This is a genomic window from Negadavirga shengliensis (assembly GCF_042652345.1).
Lineage (GTDB): Bacteria > Bacteroidota > Bacteroidia > Cytophagales > Cyclobacteriaceae > Negadavirga > Negadavirga shengliensis.
Map to the genome: position 1 here is coordinate 76,266 of NZ_JBHSJJ010000002.1, position 20,365 is coordinate 96,630.

Consider the following 20,365-nt stretch of genomic DNA (forward strand, 5'->3'; position numbering starts at 1 on the left):
CATCTTCATCACATTTCCCTCTCAAAGTGGCAAAAATAAAGAATGTAAACAAGATAATATGGAAATTTACAAACCAAAGCCCATCAAGGGAAACTGGTTTTGGGCCGGCCGGTAGCAAACCCTATCCGAAACCGCCAAATTTTATTAACTTTCAGGAAATGGCAGTCTATCATGGAAAAAACCAAGACATTTACCACCACCCTTGAAAATTTCCATTCCAATTTGTGGCAACACCACCTACCTGTTCCTGAAGATATTGCCACGTTCTTTATTGAAGGCGACAACAGACGGGTTCTTTGTCAGGTAAATGGGTTGGAGGGGTTTCATACCGCACTGATGAAATGCAGGGACTATTGGTATATCCTCCTCAATAAAGCATTAAAGGATAAATTAGATATATATGAGGGGGATAAAGTCCATGTTTTTCTGGAAAAAGACCGGACAACCTATGGGCACGGGATGCCCGAAGAACTGCAGGCATTGCTTGATCAGGACGAGGAGGGCAACCGTCACTTTAAAGCGCTCACTATGGGAAAACAGAGAAGTCTTATTTATATCGTCAATAAAGTGAAAAGTTCTCCATCCCGTCTCAACAAGGCCCTTGCCATTGTCCATCATTTAAAGGACGCCAATGGGAAACTGGATTTTAGAAAACTCAATGAAAAAATCAAGTATTACAATAATCTGGAAAGGGGAAAGTAGTGGACAAAGAAAGTCTGCATATCTAAAATCATTCAAATGCTTACAAGAAATACGCTGTTGGATACTTCTCAATATCCAAAAAAAGAGCGGTAGAGGAAATCCACCGCTCTTTTTGTATTTATACAATCAATTGAATTATCAGTATCCAGGGTTTTGTGGTCCAAGGTTAGGGTTCACATCCAGTTCTATCCGTGGAAGCGGCATCAGGTAATCCCTTGACGCGTCAAAATTAGCCTGTGGCTCCAATGAATTGGGGCCTTTAAAAACCTGATCCCCCATTCTTCTTCTTTGGATATCATACCATCGTTTGAATTCAAATGAAAGTTCAATCCTCCTCTCTTCCAACACCAGGTCAATGAAAGCGTCCTTGCTCAATCCCGACTGAACATCTTCAGGAAAGGTACTCACCTGTCCCCCGGCGTTTCTTGCCCTCTCCCTGACTTCATTTACATATCCGATCGCCTCTGCGTTCGGCCCGTTATTTACCTCGGTCAAAGCCTCAGCAGCCGTCAAAAGGATCTCCGCATACCTCATAGCCGCATAGTTGTGGTCTGAATACCTGCCTTCCGCGTTGCTGTTGCCAGGATACCTTCTGTATTTGGCAATATGGGGCCGTTGGGTATTGTCAAACTGACTATAAGGAGTCATTACGCCGTTTACGGGCGCTTCAGCAGCAAAGCTGACCCCTTTCCTGTAATCACGGTCATCCCAGGTATTGTAAACAGCCATGGAAGGCACACATACACTCCAACCCAACTCATCTGCACCCCGGATGCCGGTCATGGGCGCCATCAGGTCATCGTTGGCTCCGCCACCGCCATTTTGCTGTCCCAGGAATTCCACAGCAAAAATGTGTTCCCTCATGTTGTTGGCCAGTTCGGCCCTGAATAGATCCTGGTAGTCTGCTTCCAGGTCATAACCAAATCTGCTTTTGTTGTCAATCACCCATTTGGCTTCATTATAAGCTTGCTGATAGTTCTCAAGCGTCAGGTGTACGGTCGCCAGATAAGATGCCGCAGTTCCTTTTGTAGGTCTGGAGCGGACATCCGACGGTTGGGTATCGGGCAACCACTCTTTGGCAAATACCAGGTCTGCCAAAATCCCCTCATAAACCTGCGCCGCCGGCGTCTTTGAAAGTTCTTTGACTGATTCAGGATCAGTGATGAAATAGTCGATATACGGAATATCTCCAAAAGTGCGGACAAGGTGGAAATAACTGAATGCCCGGACAAACCGCGCTTCCGCTACAAGCCTGTTTCTGTCTGCATCAGACATGTCAACGATATCAGCCCCGGCAATAGCTGCATTGACGGCACTGATCACCTGATACCAATAAGGCCAAAAGGAACGGATCATCCCGTTATTGTCGTCCATATTGAAATCGTTCACCTGCTGCCGTTCAGCAGGGGTACCCCTATCTCCAATGTCCACCATATCTCCACGCAGCATCAGGGCAGTGACAAACTGCCTGCCATACAGTCGCTCGGAGGCAATCCAGCCATAAGCACCAAATATGGCTGTTTGCACGTCATTGGCTGAATTGAATAGACTTTCCGGCGCCAAAAGTCCCACCGGCCTCTCTTCCAGGTCTGCACAGCCCGCAAAAAAACAGGTCATTGCCACTGCAATCGATTTATATATTTTGTTTTTCATGATATTGTCTGTTTAAGTTCAGGATTTAAAAGCCCACGTTCAAGCCAAAAGTATAGTTTTTGGCATTGGGATAACTTCCGTAATCAAGTCCCAGGTTTCTGTTGCCGTTAGTGGCACCGCTTGACTGGTAGTTTACCTCGGGATCGTATCCTCTGTAACTGGTGAAAGTCAATATATTCTGGGCACTCGCATATACCCTCAGCCTTCTGACTTTCAACTTGTTCAGCACAGGCTGGGGAAAATTGTATCCCAATGATAGGTTTTTAAGCCTTGTAAAGGTGCCATCATATATCCATCTGGTAGACACCCTCCTGGTACGGCCATTGGCTGCCTTAGGGATATCTGTGTTGGTATTGGTAGGTGTCCACCTGTTGAGGGCGGCTGTGGTAGCGTTGTTGATACCGGACAACAGGTCCAATTCCATTAAGGTATAACTCAGGATATCATTACCATACGAACCCTGAAAGAAGATATTCAGGTCAAAATTCTTCCACCTGAAATCATTGTTCCATCCCCATATAAAATCCGGATGTGGATTCCCAATGATATCCCGGTCATCACTGTTGAGTACGCCATCGCCGTTCAGGTCCCTGAACTTTTCGCCACCGGGGGTCTGCTCAAAACCGCCACCGGGTATAAATTCATCCCCTTCCTGATATACACCATCATATATCCAGCCGAAGAAGCTGCCTACGGGATAGCCTTCCCTCAACAGCTGAGTATTTCCCAAACCTACCATATGACCAGGTCCCGAACCATACTGGATTTCATTGCCGTCCGGTAAGGAAAGCACTTTGTTCACGTTTCTGGAGAAATTGATATCTGTATCCCACTGAAATGCTCCAGTCAGATTTCTTGAAGCGATTGTAATTTCGAACCCTTTGTTTTCCACCTGACCAATATTCCTCAATTGATTGGTATAACCCGAGTATTGGGGCAATTGCACTGCAAACAATAAATCAGAGGTGACCATCCTATAATATTCAGCAGATAAAGTTACCCTGTCATTCCAAAAACCCATATCCGTACCAATGTTCAGTTGGGCGGTGGTTTCCCATGTCAGGTTGTCATTGGCAACCGTGGTAGGCCGAACTGCATTGACTGGCGCATTATTGATGACGGTAAACACGGGAGAGAACCTGGCCAACGTTTGGTAAGGCGAAATAGCCTGGTTGCCGGTGATTCCATAGCTCCCTCTCCATTTCCAGAAACTTATCAGGTCTGAATCTTCCAGAAATTTCTCGTTCTTCATGTTCCAGGCTACGGCACCGGATGGGAAAAATGCCCATTTATGGTTACGGCTGAAAGTAGAAGAACCATCATACCTGGCGTTGAACGTAAACAGGTATTTATCACTTAGGGAGTAATTTACCCTACCATAATAGGAAGAAATCTGCCAGTCAGTAAACCCTGAACTTGGAGCCTGCCAAACTGCCGATGAACCCAGATTCCAGAAAGAAAAGGCATCTGTGATAAATGAAGTGCCTCTTGCACCCCAATTCTCACTTTCCGATGCCTGGAAGGAATAACCTGCCATACCGGTGATGGTGTGGATTTCATTGAAGGTCTTGGAATAAGTCAGGTAATTTTCATTTAGCACCAAGGTACTTCTTGAGGCATTGATCCGGGCGTCGCCACCCACATTCCTACCTTCGGTTACTGAAGTAGGCGAATATAAACCGTTCCTGCCTGAATTGGTGGTGGCTCCAAAAGTGGTTCTGAATTTGAGATTGTCCACGATATCATATTCCGCATATAAATTACCCTGAAACCTGTCTCTCACATCTTCATTTATCAAAGATGTGGCCACAGCATAGGGATTATCGTGTGGGTCATTCAATCTGGCTACGGTGAACGAACCGTCCTCCCTGTATATCGGCTGGTCAGGTTCAAATTTAAAAGCGGAAGCCACTACCCCTGGCGTCAAGCCGCCGGATCCTTCCTGGGTTCTGACGCCATCGCTGGCACTTCTCTGGGCAAAGATATTTAATCCGAAACGGAGTTTATCGGTGGCTTTTACATCAAGGTTACTGGTGATGGAAAAACGGTTGAAGTTGGAGTTGATGATCACCCCTTTTTGGTCAAAATAGGCACCGGAAACGTAATAATTCACCGCATCGTTTCCACCGGATACGGACAACTGGTAGTTTTGGATCCCACCTGTTCTGAAAATCTGATCCTGCCAATCCGTATCAGCTCCCATAGGCTGTATGTTGGGTCTGGCTTCTGAAATATAGTCAATAAACTGGTCCGCATTCAACAGGTCCAGACGGTTAATTTCGTTTTGAACGGAGTAAGAGGAGTTGAACTCTATTCTGGCTTCGCCTTTCTTACCCCTTTTGGTGGTGATCATAATGACACCATTGGCCCCCCGCGAACCGTATATGGCTGTAGCGGACGCATCCTTCAACACTTCAATGGATTCAATATCTTCAGGAGGGGGCATGGCAGCACCGATAAAGCCATCCACTACAAATATAGGATCACTGCTGGCATTAATGGAAGTCCCTCCTCTTATTCTTACTTTCAAATCCGCCCCAGGGGCACCGTTGTTAGCCTGTATTTGTACACCCGCGGCCCTACCCTGCAGTGCCTGCACCGCATTGATGGCAGGATAAGCCGTGAGCTGTTCGGATTTCACCGAAGAAACCGCCCCCGTAAGATCGCTTCTTTTCTGTGTACCATATCCGATAACCACCACCTCTTCTAAGGAAGAAGCATCCATGTCCATGGTCACGTTGATTTCCGACTGGTTGCCGATTGGTATCCGCTGTGTTTCATAACCGATATAAGAAAATACCAGAACGGCATTGTCTGCCACCGTTAGCGAGTAGCTTCCATCCAGATCCGTTACCGTACCCGTCGCGGTGCCCTGCACTGAAACGGTAGCTCCTGGCAATGGTTCTCCGGTTTCGTCCCTTACCACCCCCCGGATGGTCCTGTCCATTACAGAAACCACTTCTACAACGGGTTTGTCTACTTTTTTTACGTCTATTTGGTCATTGACCTGGCGGAACGTCAAGGATGCCTGGCGGGAGACCTGCTTGAGGAGGTCTTCGACCGTGGCCGATTTAGGTTCCAGCGCGATAAGCAACTCCCTGTCAATATCTCTTCTGTCGTAGGAAAATTTGAATCCGGACCTGGATTCTATGTTTCTGAAGAACTGTCCCAGTGTGAGCTCATCCCGGTCCAGTGAAACCCAAACCATATCAATGGTCTTGTACTGAGCACTCACATTTACTGCCAATACCAAGTTGAGGAAAACTAATTGCAGTAAAAATCCATAAAGGAAGTACCTTGACAACATATAAATTGTCTTTTGTAATTTTAATTTCATAATTTTATTAGGTTTATTGATACATTCATTAAGCCTGGTCCGTGGGTGGCGCCATTCCCCAATGTCTATCCATCCCGGACCACTTTTGGTTTCCTTAAACCAATTTCAACATTCTAAGAGGTATCTGCGGGTGTTTTTATCATATTACTGAAATTTGATGTATACTTTTTTTTGTTTGATTGAATATTCAAATGCCTCTATATAGGCCATTCTCTCCAGGACCAGATCGAGGTTCTGGTTTTTATAGTCACCGGTAAGGAGCCACGAGTTACCGGGTCGGCCGCTCACGGTAATACTCACCCCATACCATCTTTCCAATGATTTTACTACCTCCCAAAAAGAAGCGTTGGAGAACTTCAAAACACCTTCTTTCCATGCCATTATATCCTCGGCAGAGAATTTTGCGATCGAAGATTTTCCTGATTCCGGAAAATACCGCAATTGCTGCCCGGGATCCAACGTGATGTTTTCTTCTGTAAGGTTATTTTCCACTTTCACTTTGCCGTTTATAAGTGAAATGCAAAGTTTTTCCTCGTTGAACTGATTGATGTTAAAGGCGGTGCCGATGGCAATCGTGGTCAAATCACCCGATACAACTTTAAAAGGTCTGCCACTGTCCTCCACAATTTCAAAATAGCCCTCCCCAATAAGAGTGACAACTCTCGAGACCGAGTCAAAAGTCACCGGGTATCTGAGCTCACTGCCCGAGTTTAACCAAACAGATGTACCATCCGGCAACTTAAAATTCAGTTTTTCTCCAAAAAGCGTGCTTTTGGAAATCATCGCAATTTCGGGTGCCGTTTCATTCTCCAAAGGTGCCGGAGCATATGCATACCATTGCGCGATCAGGGAAAACAACACCACGAAGATCAAAATGGCCGCTACTTTGGTCCATTGATCCATATGTACCCACAAAAACTTTTTTTGTTTTAATTTGCCCGAAACAGCTTTTTCAACCCTCAAAGCCGATGGGTCCTCCATGAGCGCTCTTTCCCCGGCCAATATGCGATGAAGAACGTCTTTTTTTAAACCGCCTCCAACCTCCAAATGCGAAAACCGAATTCCCAAAATCATCTCCTTCGCCGTTTTTACCTCACTTAAGCGGTCAGGATGTGCAGCAATCCAGTTTTCCCAATAGATTTCTAAATCCCTATCCGGTTTTTTTACCCACCGTACAAATTCGGGATCAGATAACAATATATTGATTTGATCTTTACTCTCTTCCATTTCAGAAACTGTTCAAATATATAAGGCAACAATTCCTTAAATGACATGGTTTTTTTGGTAAAAAAGTTAAAAATAAATTAATGATTCCGTAATATAAAAATTTACGGAATATCACATGGAATTAATGACAATGACCATCCTGTGTCAGAATTTTATTTCAACGCTTCCCGCAAATAAGATATGGCTTCATATACGAGGTTTCTGGCAGACTTGATATGCGATAGCTCCATCATCTCCTTGATCTGCTCATAACTCAACCCCTCATAATAAAAATAATATAAGGCTTCCTTTTTTCTTCCCGGCATATTCTGTACCGCTTGATTAAGTTTCAAGGATTGCTCTTCACTGATTTGTCTGTCAATCAGTATCTTTTCATGTGAAAAGGTCACCTCAAACGGAAGGCCTTCCGCGATCGTATCGCATTGGTTATACCAACGGGCAGACTCTCTGAACAGCTTTCTTTTGAGGCTCTTCATCAGATAAAACTTGATGGAATGGGTATCCCCTAACCTTTCCCTGCTATCTCTTATATCAATGAAGAGATCCTGGATAGCATCCTGGGTCAAGTCTTCCCTTCCAGTCAGCTGATAACCGTAATTTAAGAGCACATCAAAATACGACTCATATATTTTGATAAAGGCAGACTCGCTACCCGATTTAAAACGCCTCCACAGATGCCTGTCATCCAAGAAGGGCTCCGCCTTCTCGTAACGGATTTGTTCTTCAAAATCAATCATTGATTTTGATTTTTTAGGTTCCATTCCGGGCATCATTAAGTTTAGCGCTAAAAGTAAACCAATTGGCCAAAATAAAAAAACCGTTCATACTAATTTTGGGAGGCCGCTTTTTTCAGGAAGAGAATATTTTCAATTTCAACCAGATGGGCGGGATCAGAGCCCGCCTTTATTAAGAAAATCCGGAATATCTCTGGGATTAGGGTGCAAGTCACATGATTTTTATCACCTTTTATAAAAAAAAGAAGGGATAACTCCTTTATATCCAAAATACAGCGTAATTTTACAGGGTTAAACAAAAATTTAAAATTAAGTGATTCTAGTTGTCTTATTTCTTCTTCACTGGTATTTCTCCCTGTTTTGTCAAAGTTTTTTTCTCCACAGATATGCAGCCCATCAAATGTTTGAGATGAACAAATTCTGGGAAAAGTTCTTTTACTTTTTCACGTGGATATGCCAGGGAAGTTCCTATCTGTCACCCAGAGCGTATGCCATTCTTCATCGCATGCACCATGCTTACAGCGACACCCCAAAAGATCCCCACAGCCCACACCATACGGAGAATCTTTTCACGATGATGTGGAAAACGAAAAAGATTTACAATGACCATTTCAGCTTTAGGATCAAACCGGAAAAACGGTTCTCAAAGGATGTTCCCGATTGGAATAAATTTGATTTATTTGCAGATTCCATGACGGTAAGGGTTGCCTGGGGACTGCTATATGTATTGATATATGTGCTCAGCATCAGTGTATTCGAACTTGCCGGCACCCATTGGTGGATGTATTTTCTATTGCCGATTCATTTTATGATGGGGCCGGTCCACGGGGCTATAGTCAACTGGAGTGGACACAAGTATGGTTATGCCAACTTTGACAACAACGACAAATCAAAAAACTCCCTGTTTTTGGATTTCCTTATGCTGGGGGAATTGTTTCAAAACAACCACCACAAACTTCCGAAAAGACCCAATTTTGCGGTTAAGTGGTATGAGTTTGACCCTACCTATCCCATCGTGAGACTCCTCCATGCATCGGGAATCATAAAATTAAAGACAGCTTAGTGGAAAGCCTCCCTCTTTAGGGCACCTGTCCCGCATCGGGAGGCCTGAGGGATAAGCGAAGAAAAGTGCCCCGTTCAACATAAGACAAGGCACCGATGTCTTTTCATTGGGTGTGAAAAGAGGTTTTGTCATGTATTCTCATACCACTTTCACCAAAGCTTCCTCCGTGGCGCGCTGTTGTTTCGTCTTTGAATAAACCTTTTTTACAAAAACAACGCTTCATCCGGGTCGGGCCCGCGTCCATGGCATCATTGGCGTTGTTAAAATATTTTGATTCAGCCAAGGCATCCAGCCGAAACCAAACTGTTTACGTTACCTCAATTGTCCCCTCAAATCAGCCTTTTTTTCTTCGAAAAAAATAAATTCATGCAAAAAAAAATGTGAAACGTAAAAAAATGGATACCAACTTCATTTTTGTTGCCAAAAGATATTTACATAAAAATATCATCTATACAAGAATTTTAGTAATATTACTTTTTTTAAATAATTATTTAAAAATTAATTGCATTTATAAAACTAAATGGTTAAGTTCATGGAAAATCACCTACTTATATGAGAGAACTAACTAGAGCAGAAGAACAAATCATGCAGATTTTGTGGGACATTGAGAAAGGGTTTGTCAAAGATGTCCTCGAAAAGATGAAAGAGCCGAAACCGGCTTACAACACCGTTTCCACCATTATCCGTATCCTTGAAAGAAAAGGATTTGTGAAGCACAACGCTTATGGGAAATCACATGAGTATTATCCCATCGTATCTAAAGATGAATACAGGAGTTTTTCCATTAAAAACTTGCTGTCGGGTTATTTCGGAGGGTCCTTTGCCAAATTAGCATCCTTTTTCGCCAAAGATGAAAATCTTGAAGTGAGGGATATGGAAAAAATACTCGCAGAGGTAAAAGATGATGTAAAAGACAAGAAATAAGTTTTTTGCTTCAATTTCAAAAAAATCCCAAAAACTATTACAAAAACCCATTGTGTAAATATTTCACACTGCTACATCAGGCAGTCATAAAAAAGCTTCAGGATGATCCTGAAGCTTTTTTTTTAGAGCCTATACCCTTTTACGGTCATTAATCAGATGACCCTATGACGTGGACCTGAAAACCAATCGATTTCAACTTATCTTTGTCAAGCAGATTCCTGCCATCAAAAACATGCGCGGGTTTCAACATGCTGTCATAAATACGCTGCCAGTCATAGCCCGTAAACTCGTCCCATTCCGTCAGTACGGCTACAGCGTGGGATCCTTCACAGGCTTTATAGGGATCTGTCTCCGTTTTTACATACTTTCTGTTTTCTTCCGGGTTCCGTGTATTCAGGCGATCAAGGTCCATAAATACCTGTTCACTCTTTACCTTAGGGTCAAATACCGCAATATAAGACTGTTCATTAAGTAGATAATCGGCTACATATATTGCCGCGGATTCCCTCGTGTCATTGGTGTCCTTTTTAAATGCCCAGCCCAGAAATGATATCTTCTTCCCGCTGACGGTATTGTATAAAGTCCGGATGATCTTTTTGGCAAACCTTCGTTTTTGATGGTCATTCATAAGAATAACCTGTTCCCAGTAATCCGCCACCTCGTGAAGTCCATATGTCCGGGAAATGTACACCAGGTTTAAAATGTCCTTTTGAAAACATGATCCGCCAAAACCCACAGAGGCTTTCAAAAATTTTGGGCCGATACGGCTGTCCGTCCCAATGGCCTTAGCCACCTCATTGATATCCGCCTCTGTATGTTCACAAAGTTCAGACAGAGAATTAATAGAAGATACCCGTTGGGCCAAATAAGCGTTAGCAGTGAGTTTGGAAAGTTCCGATGACCAGACATTGGTAGTCAATATTTTTTCCTTAGGCACCCAGTGCGCATAAATATTTACCAGTTCCTGTATCGCTTTCTGTCCGCCCTCATCCTGGCTACCTCCTATCAGCACCCTGTCCGGTTCCAAGAGATCCTGTACCGCGGTTCCTTCAGCTAGAAACTCAGGGTTGGAAAGAATCTGGAAATGGGGGCCGTTACCGGTATGTTCCAAAATATCCTTCAACGTACTGGCGGTACGGACCGGGAGCGTTGATTTTTCCACCACTATCTTATCCCCTTTGGCCACTCTGGCAATTTGGCGCGCACAAAGTTCTATCCATTTCAAATCGGCGGCCTGCCCTTTTCCTTCACCATAAGTCTTGGTAGGAGTATTGACGGATATAAAGATCATATCCGCTTCATCTATGGCGCCGTCCACATCGGTGGAGAAAAATAGATTTCGGCCTCTGGATTCAGCAACGATCTCGCCAAGACCAGGTTCATAAACAGGAATATTATTTACGTCTTCATCATTCCAAGCGGCTATTCTGGCTTGGTTAATATCCACAACTGTCACTTTTATTTCCGGGCACTTTTTGGCGATCACTGCCATGGTAGGTCCTCCGACATAGCCCGCACCGATACAACAAATATTTTTGACTTTCATTTTAAAACAATTTTCCAATAATTTAATTTATCTCTCTAACAATCAAGTAAAATATCAATATCTTAATTTCATTCTCTTTTTCGGTAATCATGCCGTGCGGCTCGATGCCGGTCCATTGATCATTTAATCGGTATAAGCGTCAGCCCATGCTTACACTTTCTTTTAAATACCATTGAGGTAATCACGTAACAAATAAGGGGAGCGCATGGCCATCTATCACAGAAAAACGGTGTCCATGCTAATGCGATACATTAAATTCCAACTGAGCAAAGTTCACAAACATTGAATTCATGATCAAAATCAACTTCATAATTTTTCGTAAAAGTATAGCCATGACCCAACAATTCAAAATTTTTGAAGGTTTAAAAAGCAAAGGAAATTGTAGATTACACCGATAAATATCTGTTTTTTATATATTATATACTGTTTTTAATAAAAAATTCCGATATAAAATATAAGCCGATCAAGTGACTTTCCCGATATAATCCTTAATTTATAACTGAAAATAAAGCTTTATCCCCATCAATGTCACTAATGTATAAATTATCGTCAGGGGCAGACCAATTTTGAAATAGTCTTTAAATTTATAATTTCCCGGCCCCATGATCATCAGGTTGGTCTGATATCCGATAGGTGTCATAAAATCCCCTGATGCCGCGAAAGCGATGGCCAGGAAAAAAGCCGCAAATGGCGCCTCCAGCCGGATGGCCATTTCCATCGCCATCGGAAACATTATCGAAACTGCTGCGGCATTTGTGATCATACTTGTTAAAACCAATGTCAGCACAAATAATAACGAGATCGAAAACATCACACCCGCTCCGTCCGTCATCCATAACATGCCGTCCACCATCAGAGATGCTGCCCCCGAGTTTTTCAGAGCCACTCCTATGGCCAGGGAACATACCAGAATCAGCAGTAGGTCCAGATCCACTGATTTTCTCAACACAGTTAAATTGAGCACCCTGAAAAGATAAAGTACAATGATGCCACCAAATGCGGCCATAAAAAGGTCTATCCACCCAACAATTCCTGTCAGGAGAATCCCTACAGCCAGGACAGAAGGGAGAACGTTGTTTTGAACCGAACGGGCATCAATCTCATCCTGAAGGGTGATTACGATCAAATCCTTATTGCTTTCCTGTTGAAAACTGTTTTCCCCTGAAAGCATCAGCAGGAGATCTCCCGCCTGTATTTTTGTCTCCCCTATATTGCCCCTAAGTTTTTCCCCTTTACGGTAAAGAGATATAATGGAGGCCTGAAACCGCTTTCTGAAATCACTTTTTTTAATTTTCTCCCCGATAAGATTGGAAGTACTGGGAACCACCGCTTCGGTCAATCGGAAATACCCGTTCATATTGATATAGGTCTCCTCCGGTAACACCAGACCCTTTTCCTGACTGATCAACTCCAAAATGGCTTTGGTGCTTCCGGTAAAAAAAAGTTTATCTCCCGGCTGAAGCACTTCCCTAGGGGAAACGGGAGAAATTTCCCTTCCTTCTCTCGAGATTTCAGCCAAAAATATCTCTTTCAAACTCCTCAGTCCGGCGTCCTTCACGGATTTCCCAATAATACTGGAGTCTCCCACCACCACGGCTTCTATAATATATTCATTGATATGAGCCATTACCTCGGTCTTGTTCCCCTCCCTTTCCGGAAGCAACCTGTCAGAGGCAAAAACCAAATAACTGATACCGATCAGGGCCACCGCAGAACCAATGAACAAAAAATCCTGGAATCCTAACATCGGCAGTCCATACTGGCTGATCAATCCGTTGAGTACCAAGTTGGTAGATGTGCCCACTACCGTAATCATTCCTCCCAATATCGTGGCATAAGAAAGCGGAATCAAAAACTTCGATGCCGGAAAATTGTTTTTTTCCGCCCATTCTTTTACGTAAGGTATCATAAACGCCACAATAGGAGTATTGTTCAATAACGCCGAAAGGCTGCCTACTAAAAACATCAACTTGGTACGGAACCTTGTCGGAGTGAGTTTTTCACTGAATATTCTATAAAAAAAACCTGAACCTATATTTTTTTGAATACCGGCGGTGACTCCTATCAGCAGAAAAATGACAATAATCTGCTTGTTTGCCAACCCCGCTAAAAATTCCTCGGGGCTGATGATTTGGGAAACGATAAAAACAAAAGCCGTAGCCAAAAAAGCGAAAGCAGGCCGAAGCAGATCTTTGTACAATACAAAAACCAACATGATCACTAAGAGAATAACAAATATTGCCTTATATTCCATATATAAATCATCAAATAATAACCAGCTTTTGACTTCTACCTATTTTACCATTTATCAGACAGTTTTGGTAGGGTATTCGGTGCCTCCTTAACAACTTTTTTGCTTTTTCAAATCACCTGATTGTTTCTTGGATACAGTAAGGAAACCTGGTCGCCAATTCTGAGTATCCTTTGATTCTTTACCCAAAATAGGTGACCCAATTCTAATACCAAAATAAAGTCAAGCTGCAAACTGAGAAAAGAATATTTTACAATTTAAGCTGTAGTAAAGGCCTGGCCTACAAAACTACTCCAGCCCCGGTTAATTTCAAAATTTAAAAGTGCCCAAACCCCGAAACACGCTCCATATCTTGAAGGTCGTGCAACCCCGAAACAAACTCACAAATGTACAAAAACGTTTATTTTTGCGAAGTTATCCCTAAAATGCCGTTTAATAAAAAAACATAATGAAACTGCCTGTCTGAATGCCAACTGATACTAAATACCGGATCCTTATTGCGACAAACCACCTGGACACTGTCGGTGGCACAGAGGTGTATACGTATTACTTTCTTGGATCCCTTAAAAAGGTTCCCGGCTTAATATTGGAATACTTTACTTTTAAAAAAGGAGATACGTCTGAAAAAATAGAAAAGGAGCTGGGCATACCGTTCAAATCCCACAACGATTATGACCTGATTATCGCCAACCACAATACCACGGTCAATTACCTCTTTGGCCAGGGACCGATTATCCAGATCTGTCATGGTACGCTGCCTCCTTTGGAACAACCCTCCCCCCTGGCGTTTCGGCATATTGCTGTTTCGGAAGAAACCGCAGCCCATCTACGCGTCAAAGGTTTCGACGCTGAAGTGATATTAAATGGCATCGACACGCGGATTTTTCAGCCACAACAAGCCCTTAATGATCCGCCTGAAAAATTACTGTCCCTATGTCAAAGTGAGACGGCCAACGAACTTCTGAAAAAAGCCTGCGAATCAGAAGGCATTTCGTTTCAATCGATCAACAAATTTGTGAACCCCACTTTTGACATAGCCCCCGAAATCAACAGGGCTGACATTGTGGTTGGGCTTGGGCGGTCGGTTTATGACGCCATGGCCTGCGGTAGACCCTGCATTGTATTTGACCAGAGAAGTTATAATGGTAACCTTGGTGACGGCTATCTGGACCCCGCAGATTTTGACAACTACGTCCGCTACAACTGTTCAGGAAGATACCTTAGAAAAAGCTTTTCAGAGAAAAACCTCAGGGAAGAAATCAAAAAATACAACCCACGGGATGGGGCGGGATTAAGACAGATCACGCTCAAAAAACTTAACATGGATGAAAATGCAAAGCAGATCCTGCATCTGGGTTTACAAATCCCCTACCGGGGAAAATTTATCCATCAGTTGAAGACCGTTGCTATTTATTATAAATACAAGTCCATTTTCAAGGAACAAAAAAGACTTTTCAAAGAAAGAATCCGTGAAGCATATCGGGAAGGGAAAACAAAAAAAAGCCTGATGGATATGGTTCACGGTGAAAAATTTCCTTTTCACATCAGACTCAGTCTGTATTTATTTATTTTCAAACTGAGTTAAACCTAATTTTTCATTTCATAGATTATTTGGGTAAAACTGATTATTTTGGGCTTAAAATAAAACCGTCACCCAAATTTAATATTATGACGTGGATAATCTACCGAAAATTTTTACTGTTTCTGTTTATTCCAATTCACCTGTTTTCCCAAACGAGTCCATCCGGCGTTTCCATCATCCTTCCTCAACAGTTTGTACACCCGGGAATGATGCAGAACCATGACGACCTCGAATACATGAAGGCAAAAATCCGGTCAGGAGAAGAAAATTGGGTAAAGGCGTACGAAATTTTGAAAGCCGACACCCCTTTGGATTTTGAAACGGAGCCCTTCACCCATGTGGTGAGAGGATCCTATGGGAGGGAGGGACACGGTCATAGGGAACTTTCTGCCGGTGCAGCCCAGGCCTACAGACATGCCCTGTTGTGGTACATTACGGAAGACAAAGACCATGCAGAAAAAGCCATTGCCATCATCAACGCCTGGTCCAAAACACTCTGGGATTTTGATGATAATGACGCCAAACTGATCGCCGGACTTACGGGACAAAATTTCCTCAACGCCGCTGAAATATTAAGGTACAGCAAGGCAGGATGGGCGGAAAGCGAAATCCGGGAGTTTTCACAGCTGATGCTGACGGTCTATTATCCTTACATTCAGGATTTCTTTACGGAAGCAAATGGCAACTGGGATGCAGCCATGATCAATACCATGCTATGCATCGGTATTTTTACTGATCGACCGGATATTTTCCAAAAAGCTGTTGAGCGATTTTATTGGGGTCCCAACAACGGTGGGATTACAAAATACATTTACCCCAATGGCCAGATACAGGAAAGTACCCGCGACTGGCCGCATGTTCAGCTAGGTCTGGGGGAGTTTGCGAAAGCAGCGCAAGTGGCCTGGACCCAGGGGGTGGACCTTTACGGTGTGGCGGACAACCGGCTGGCCCTGGGCTTTGAATATACTTCCAAATTTATGCTGGGAGAAGAGGTAGCCGTGTACGGTACCATTTCACAAAGGGGGAGAGGGGAATTCAGGGATATCTATGAACCTGTGCTTTTCCACTATACCCAGGTGAAGGCTATGGAGATGCCCTTTACAAAAAAAGCTGTTGAACAAACCCGGCCGCAATCCTCTTTGAACTTTCTTGTATCTCAAAGAGCCCAGACGCCTGCCGTTGAAGAAAACACTCTTCCTCCCCCTCTCCAACAAGCACGGCCGTACACGGGGGCTATGGAAGGAACCATTGACACCGGTGAAAATATGATTCTTGTAAAGCCGGGAGAGCCTGTCCAGGCAGCTTTGGATATCGCTTCCAGAAGTGGGAAAAAGGTGGTGCTGGGGAAGGGTGTCCATGTCTTAAGCGAGACATTACTGGTTCCCAGTCAAACCGTGATAGAAGGGATGGGTAAAGAGACAGTGCTGATGCTACGGTCCAACATGACCGGTTTGACCATGGGCAATAAAGATCCTGAGCTTCAAGATGTGATTTTAAAAAATTTTGTGTTGGAAGGGGCCACTTCCCTGGATCCGGGGACTGATCCTAACCAGGGCAGAAGGACCCGGGCAAGAATGTCTGCCCCGCGCAGGGAAGGGATCGTTTTTTCCGCAGAAGAAGAAGGAAAGATCCAAAATATCAAATTGGAAAACCTTACCGTCAGAAATTTCACCAAACACGGGGTGTCTGTCCGGGGTGGAAAAAACATTCAGATCGAACGTTGCGATTTCAGTGACAATGGTTCCAATGTGGTGCCAGGCGAAGGACTCCACCACAACCTGCATCTTACCCGGGTAACAGGGGTCAAGCTGTCCAACAGCCGATTCAGCACATCGCCCTGGGGAAGCGGCATTCATCTCTCTTTCGCCGGGGAAGTCATAATTACGGAAAATGAATCCACACGTAATAAGTTGCATGGAATCCATGTGGCTGAAAGCAAGGACGTCCGGATATACAAAAACTTTATCGAAGGAAACGACCGGCATGGCCTTTACTTCGATAAATGGATGGATGGCGTGGCTTTGGCCAAAGTCAACGACAACATCGTCAGAAACAATGGCGGACAAGGTATTGGCCTCGAGATAGGGGAAAATCAGGAAATCGGCTATAACCAGCTTTCTGATAACAGGGAAGATGTGATTTATGGAAAAACCACCGGGGAATTCCATACAAGATTTGAAAACCTGGTATCCTTGCTGGATATCCAAGCAAAAGAGATGGATGAGGTCCGTAAAAATCTGGACAACCCTCTTCTGGCTGCCAGAAAACTGTTGGATTATTATAGAAAAAGAAACTCGGTAAACCACCCCATAGACCGGGCAAGGAAACAAGCATCCAGGGGTAGTTTTGCCAACGGGAAAGAACTGGAAACCGCCGATAATGCCCTCGTCCATATCATGGTTGGGCAACCTGCCTACCCACCCTTTTTTGTAGGCAGAAACATCAACTGGGCCAGCAGACCTGTGAGTGACAATGAATGGGTTTGGCAATTGAACCGAATGGGTTTCTGGGAGGCTATGGCCAAAGCCTACTGGCATAGCGCCGATGAAAAATATGCGGAGGCGTGGGCACGGCAACTGATGGACTGGGTCCACAAAAACCCCCGGGATGAAGCACACCGGCATGCCTGGCGATCTATAGAAGCAGGAATCCGGGGATACCGGTGGACGTCGCTTTTTCAATATTTCCTGGACTCGCCGCATTTTACCGTGGAAACACTGGTCGCCTTCCTTTCTTCTCTGCATGAACATGCTGATTACCTGATGACCCAGTACAGGAAAGGAAGTAATTGGGCGCTAATGGAGGCTGAGGGGCTGGGCTATATTGCCATGACTTTTCCTGAATTTAAAGCTTCTGAGGAATGGCTGGACGAGTCGGCCCAAAGACTTAACCATGAAATCCATAACCAGGTGTATTCAGATGGACATCAGAGGGAACTGGCATTTGGTTACCATATGGGAAGTATCGGTTGGTTTATGCGCACCTACGAACTGGCGCAGATGAACGGCCAGGAGAAAAAATTCAGTGAAGATTACCTGAATCTTATTGGGAAAATGTGCGAAGTCCCCATGAAACTGGCATTTCCTGACGGGACAACACCCCAATTCGGCGACGCTTGGACAGGAAATCCAGGACAATATTACGAAAGGCTGAAGGATTGGGCCAGACTTTTTGACCGGGAGGATTTTCTGTTTGTCGCCACAGAAGGAAAGGAAGGAAGTATGCCGGAAGCTACCGCATTTGCCTTAAAGGAAAGCGGTTTGTATTCCATGAGAAGCGGCTGGGATAAAGAAGCCATTTGCCTGGTGCTCAAATGTGGTCCTGATGGAGGCGGCCATTGCCAACCTGATAACGGCACTTTTGAACTGTATGCAGGAGGAAGAAACCTAATGCCGGACTCGGGCTCCTTTATATACAGTGGAGACCCGGAAAACCGCGCTTGGTTCCGCCAGACAAAAGTACACCAGACCATGACACTTGATGGGGCCAACGCAGCCTACGATCCTAAGCTGTTGCTTTGGAAACCGGGTGATGACCATGATATTCTCGTGGTGGAAAACCAAAGTTATCCTGGACTGGCACACCGGAGATCTGTCATTTTTGTAGACAAAAGCTATTTTGTCATCATTGATGAAGCCATCGGTACGGCCACCGGCCAACTGGATCTGAACTTTCAGCTTGCACCGGGAAAGGTCCATATGGACAAAGAAGGACTGAGTGCCCATTCTGCTTTTGAACAGGGATACAATGTTCTCATCCGTACCAATCCTCAGGAAGGTTTGCAGATGGAAGAGACGGAGGGACAGGTGTCTTTTATTTACACCCAAAAAGAACCGCGCCCCGCATTTACTTATAGCATCGAGAAAAAGTCCGGATCAAAGGGCCACAGGTTCACTACGCTGGTAGTGCCTTATACAGGAGATATCCCCGAACCCAAAGTCCGGATAACCCGAAAACATAAAATAGGAGGCCGAAAAATGGAGTTGGAGATACAACATAACGGGGACACCAAAACTATCCAATACCTTTTATCCAAACAATAATCGCTTCCCTTGGATTCAACCAAAAAACCTAAGTTCATGCTTTTCTCCTCCTTTAAAAACACATCGATTCTTCTTCTTTTTCTTTTTTATACAGCCTGTCGAAGCAATGAGCCGGAAAGGTTCGACTTCATGGCCATCGGGGATATTCCTTATCATCTCCCCGAAGATTTTGACAGGTTTGAGACCTTGATCAAGGACCTCAACAAACAGCAACCGGCCTTTACCATCCACATCGGTGATATCAAATCCGGAAGCACACCGTGCAGCGACGAATACTTCGAAAGAATACATGGATATTTCCAGCAATTCGAACATCCGCTGATCTATACTCCGGGCGACAATGAATGGACAGATTGTCACCGGGATGCCTGCGGCAATTATGACCCCGAAGAAAGATTGGACAAACTCAGACAGCTGTTTTTCAGCGAAAGCCGTAGCCAGGGAAAAAAAAACATGCCCTTACAGACCCAGAACCAGTTTGAAGGATTTGAAAAATTCGTGGAAAATGCCTTATGGGAAGCCGGCAAAGTCTCTTTCGGCACCATCCACGTGGTGGGTTCCAACAATAACCTCCAACTGGGAGAGGAAGCACTGAATGATGAATTTTACGAAAGGGAAATGGCGAATCTTTTTTGGTTGGCCCAAATTTTCAACCAAGCCAAACAAGGCGACCACCGGGGTGTGGTCCTTATGCTGCATGCCGGCCTGAACTACCATAGCCAAGAGGAAAGCAACGGTCACAAAAGCTTCGTGAATCAGCTCAGAGAGGAAGTAATGGATTTCGGAAAACCGGTATTGTTGGTCTACGGGGATTTTCACAGCTTTATGATAGATAAACCCCTGGTAGATGAAGACAGAAAGGTCTTGACCAATTTCACCGCGGTGCAGGTATTCGGTGATAGAAATATGCACGCCGTAAAGATCAAAATAGACCCCAAAAACCCCAACCTGTTTGAAATCCATCAGCATTTGGTGAAAGGGAATTAACTTTAAAAAAATCAAGCCTTGGCGTTTACTTATCACTATTTAGCTAGGAAATAGGGAACGGGGAACAGGGAATCGGGCGAAAACCTCCTGTTCCCTTTTCCCTATTCACTTTTCACGGAGTACTCAGGAAACAGGGAATCGGGAATGGGGAACAGGAAACCGGGCAAAAACTTCCTGTTCTCTTTTTCCTATTCACTCATTATTCAGAAAACGAAAAACACGGAACAGGTAACAGGTAACAGGGAATCGAACGAAATCTCCCGTTCTCTTTTCCCTATTCCCTATTCACTGGGCATTCAGGAAACAGGGAATCGGG

At 44.2% G+C, this 20,365-nt stretch carries 12 protein-coding genes; 6 read left to right on the forward strand and 6 right to left on the reverse strand.

Going from position 1 to position 20,365, the window contains the following annotated elements:
- Positions 1 to 171: 171 nt before the first annotated feature.
- Positions 172 to 702 carry a YdeI/OmpD-associated family protein gene (locus ACFPFU_RS03390; RefSeq protein WP_377061522.1) on the forward strand — a complete coding sequence of 177 codons (531 nt, stop codon included), beginning with the start codon at positions 172 to 174 and terminating at the stop codon, positions 700 to 702.
- Positions 703 to 840: 138 nt separating this feature from the next.
- On the opposite strand, the gene ACFPFU_RS03395 is transcribed toward ACFPFU_RS03390, so the two are convergent.
- From ACFPFU_RS03395 to ACFPFU_RS03410, 4 genes are all read right to left on the reverse strand, one after another.
- A complete protein-coding gene (locus tag ACFPFU_RS03395) occupies positions 841 to 2,355 on the reverse strand; it encodes a RagB/SusD family nutrient uptake outer membrane protein (protein ID WP_377061523.1) in 1,515 nt (504 codons plus the stop codon).
- Positions 2,356 to 2,380: 25 nt separating this feature from the next.
- Positions 2,381 to 5,692 (reverse strand): SusC/RagA family TonB-linked outer membrane protein, encoded by a 3,312-nt coding sequence (locus ACFPFU_RS03400; protein ID WP_377061525.1) that lies wholly within the window; start codon positions 5,690 to 5,692, stop codon positions 2,381 to 2,383.
- 144 nt (positions 5,693 to 5,836) lie between these two features.
- Positions 5,837 to 6,919: a FecR family protein gene (locus ACFPFU_RS03405; RefSeq protein ID WP_377061527.1), complete on the reverse strand. Its 1,083-nt coding sequence runs from the start codon at positions 6,917 to 6,919 to the stop codon at positions 5,837 to 5,839.
- A 152-nt stretch (positions 6,920 to 7,071) separates the two neighbouring features.
- Positions 7,072 to 7,656 (reverse strand): RNA polymerase sigma factor, encoded by a 585-nt coding sequence (locus ACFPFU_RS03410; protein ID WP_377061529.1) that lies wholly within the window; start codon positions 7,654 to 7,656, stop codon positions 7,072 to 7,074.
- Between the two features lie 310 nt (positions 7,657 to 7,966).
- Between ACFPFU_RS03410 and ACFPFU_RS03415 the strand changes: the two genes are divergently transcribed.
- Both ACFPFU_RS03415 and ACFPFU_RS03420 read left to right on the forward strand, forming a co-directional pair.
- Entirely contained in the window at positions 7,967 to 8,716 is a 750-nt protein-coding gene (locus ACFPFU_RS03415; protein ID WP_377061531.1) for an acyl-CoA desaturase, read from the forward strand.
- A gap of 552 nt (positions 8,717 to 9,268) precedes the next feature.
- On the forward strand, positions 9,269 to 9,640 hold the full coding sequence (locus ACFPFU_RS03420; protein ID WP_377061533.1) for a BlaI/MecI/CopY family transcriptional regulator: 372 nt from the start codon (positions 9,269 to 9,271) through the stop codon (positions 9,638 to 9,640).
- Positions 9,641 to 9,788: 148 nt separating this feature from the next.
- On the opposite strand, the gene ACFPFU_RS03425 is transcribed toward ACFPFU_RS03420, so the two are convergent.
- Positions 9,789 to 11,186 (reverse strand): nucleotide sugar dehydrogenase, encoded by a 1,398-nt coding sequence (locus ACFPFU_RS03425; protein WP_377061535.1) that lies wholly within the window; start codon positions 11,184 to 11,186, stop codon positions 9,789 to 9,791.
- A gap of 493 nt (positions 11,187 to 11,679) precedes the next feature.
- Entirely contained in the window at positions 11,680 to 13,440 is a 1,761-nt protein-coding gene (locus tag ACFPFU_RS03430) for an SLC13 family permease (RefSeq protein ID WP_377061537.1), read from the reverse strand.
- A 463-nt stretch (positions 13,441 to 13,903) separates the two neighbouring features.
- Here ACFPFU_RS03430 and ACFPFU_RS03435 point away from each other — a divergent pair, with 463 nt between their 5' ends.
- The 3 genes from ACFPFU_RS03435 (at position 13,904) to ACFPFU_RS03445 (ending at position 20,049) form a co-directional block, all read left to right on the forward strand.
- Positions 13,904 to 15,022 (forward strand): glycosyltransferase, encoded by a 1,119-nt coding sequence (locus tag ACFPFU_RS03435; protein WP_377061539.1) that lies wholly within the window; start codon positions 13,904 to 13,906, stop codon positions 15,020 to 15,022.
- 83 nt (positions 15,023 to 15,105) lie between these two features.
- Positions 15,106 to 19,062, forward strand: coding sequence for a heparinase II/III family protein (locus ACFPFU_RS03440; RefSeq protein ID WP_377061541.1), 3,957 nt, complete (start codon positions 15,106 to 15,108; stop codon positions 19,060 to 19,062).
- Positions 19,063 to 19,098: 36 nt separating this feature from the next.
- Positions 19,099 to 20,049: a metallophosphoesterase family protein gene (locus ACFPFU_RS03445; RefSeq protein WP_377061543.1), complete on the forward strand. Its 951-nt coding sequence runs from the start codon at positions 19,099 to 19,101 to the stop codon at positions 20,047 to 20,049.
- Positions 20,050 to 20,365 lie beyond the last annotated feature (316 nt).

What these genes read in the sequence shown, in the direction of transcription:
- ACFPFU_RS03390 (WP_377061522.1), top strand. Translation starts at nt 172, where the DNA reads ATGGAAAAAACCAAGACATTTACCACCACCCTTGAAAATTTCCATTCC.
- ACFPFU_RS03395 (WP_377061523.1), bottom strand. Translation starts at nt 2,355, where the DNA reads ATGAAAAACAAAATATATAAATCGATTGCAGTGGCAATGACCTGTTTT.
- ACFPFU_RS03400 (WP_377061525.1), bottom strand. Translation starts at nt 5,692, where the DNA reads ATGAAATTAAAATTACAAAAGACAATTTATATGTTGTCAAGGTACTTC.
- ACFPFU_RS03405 (WP_377061527.1), bottom strand. Translation starts at nt 6,919, where the DNA reads ATGGAAGAGAGTAAAGATCAAATCAATATATTGTTATCTGATCCCGAA.
- ACFPFU_RS03410 (WP_377061529.1), bottom strand. Translation starts at nt 7,656, where the DNA reads ATGATTGATTTTGAAGAACAAATCCGTTACGAGAAGGCGGAGCCCTTC.
- ACFPFU_RS03420 (WP_377061533.1), top strand. Translation starts at nt 9,269, where the DNA reads ATGAGAGAACTAACTAGAGCAGAAGAACAAATCATGCAGATTTTGTGG.
- ACFPFU_RS03425 (WP_377061535.1), bottom strand. Translation starts at nt 11,186, where the DNA reads ATGAAAGTCAAAAATATTTGTTGTATCGGTGCGGGCTATGTCGGAGGA.
- ACFPFU_RS03430 (WP_377061537.1), bottom strand. Translation starts at nt 13,440, where the DNA reads ATGGAATATAAGGCAATATTTGTTATTCTCTTAGTGATCATGTTGGTT.
- ACFPFU_RS03435 (WP_377061539.1), top strand. Translation starts at nt 13,904, where the DNA reads ATGCCAACTGATACTAAATACCGGATCCTTATTGCGACAAACCACCTG.
- ACFPFU_RS03440 (WP_377061541.1), top strand. Translation starts at nt 15,106, where the DNA reads ATGACGTGGATAATCTACCGAAAATTTTTACTGTTTCTGTTTATTCCA.
- ACFPFU_RS03445 (WP_377061543.1), top strand. Translation starts at nt 19,099, where the DNA reads ATGCTTTTCTCCTCCTTTAAAAACACATCGATTCTTCTTCTTTTTCTT.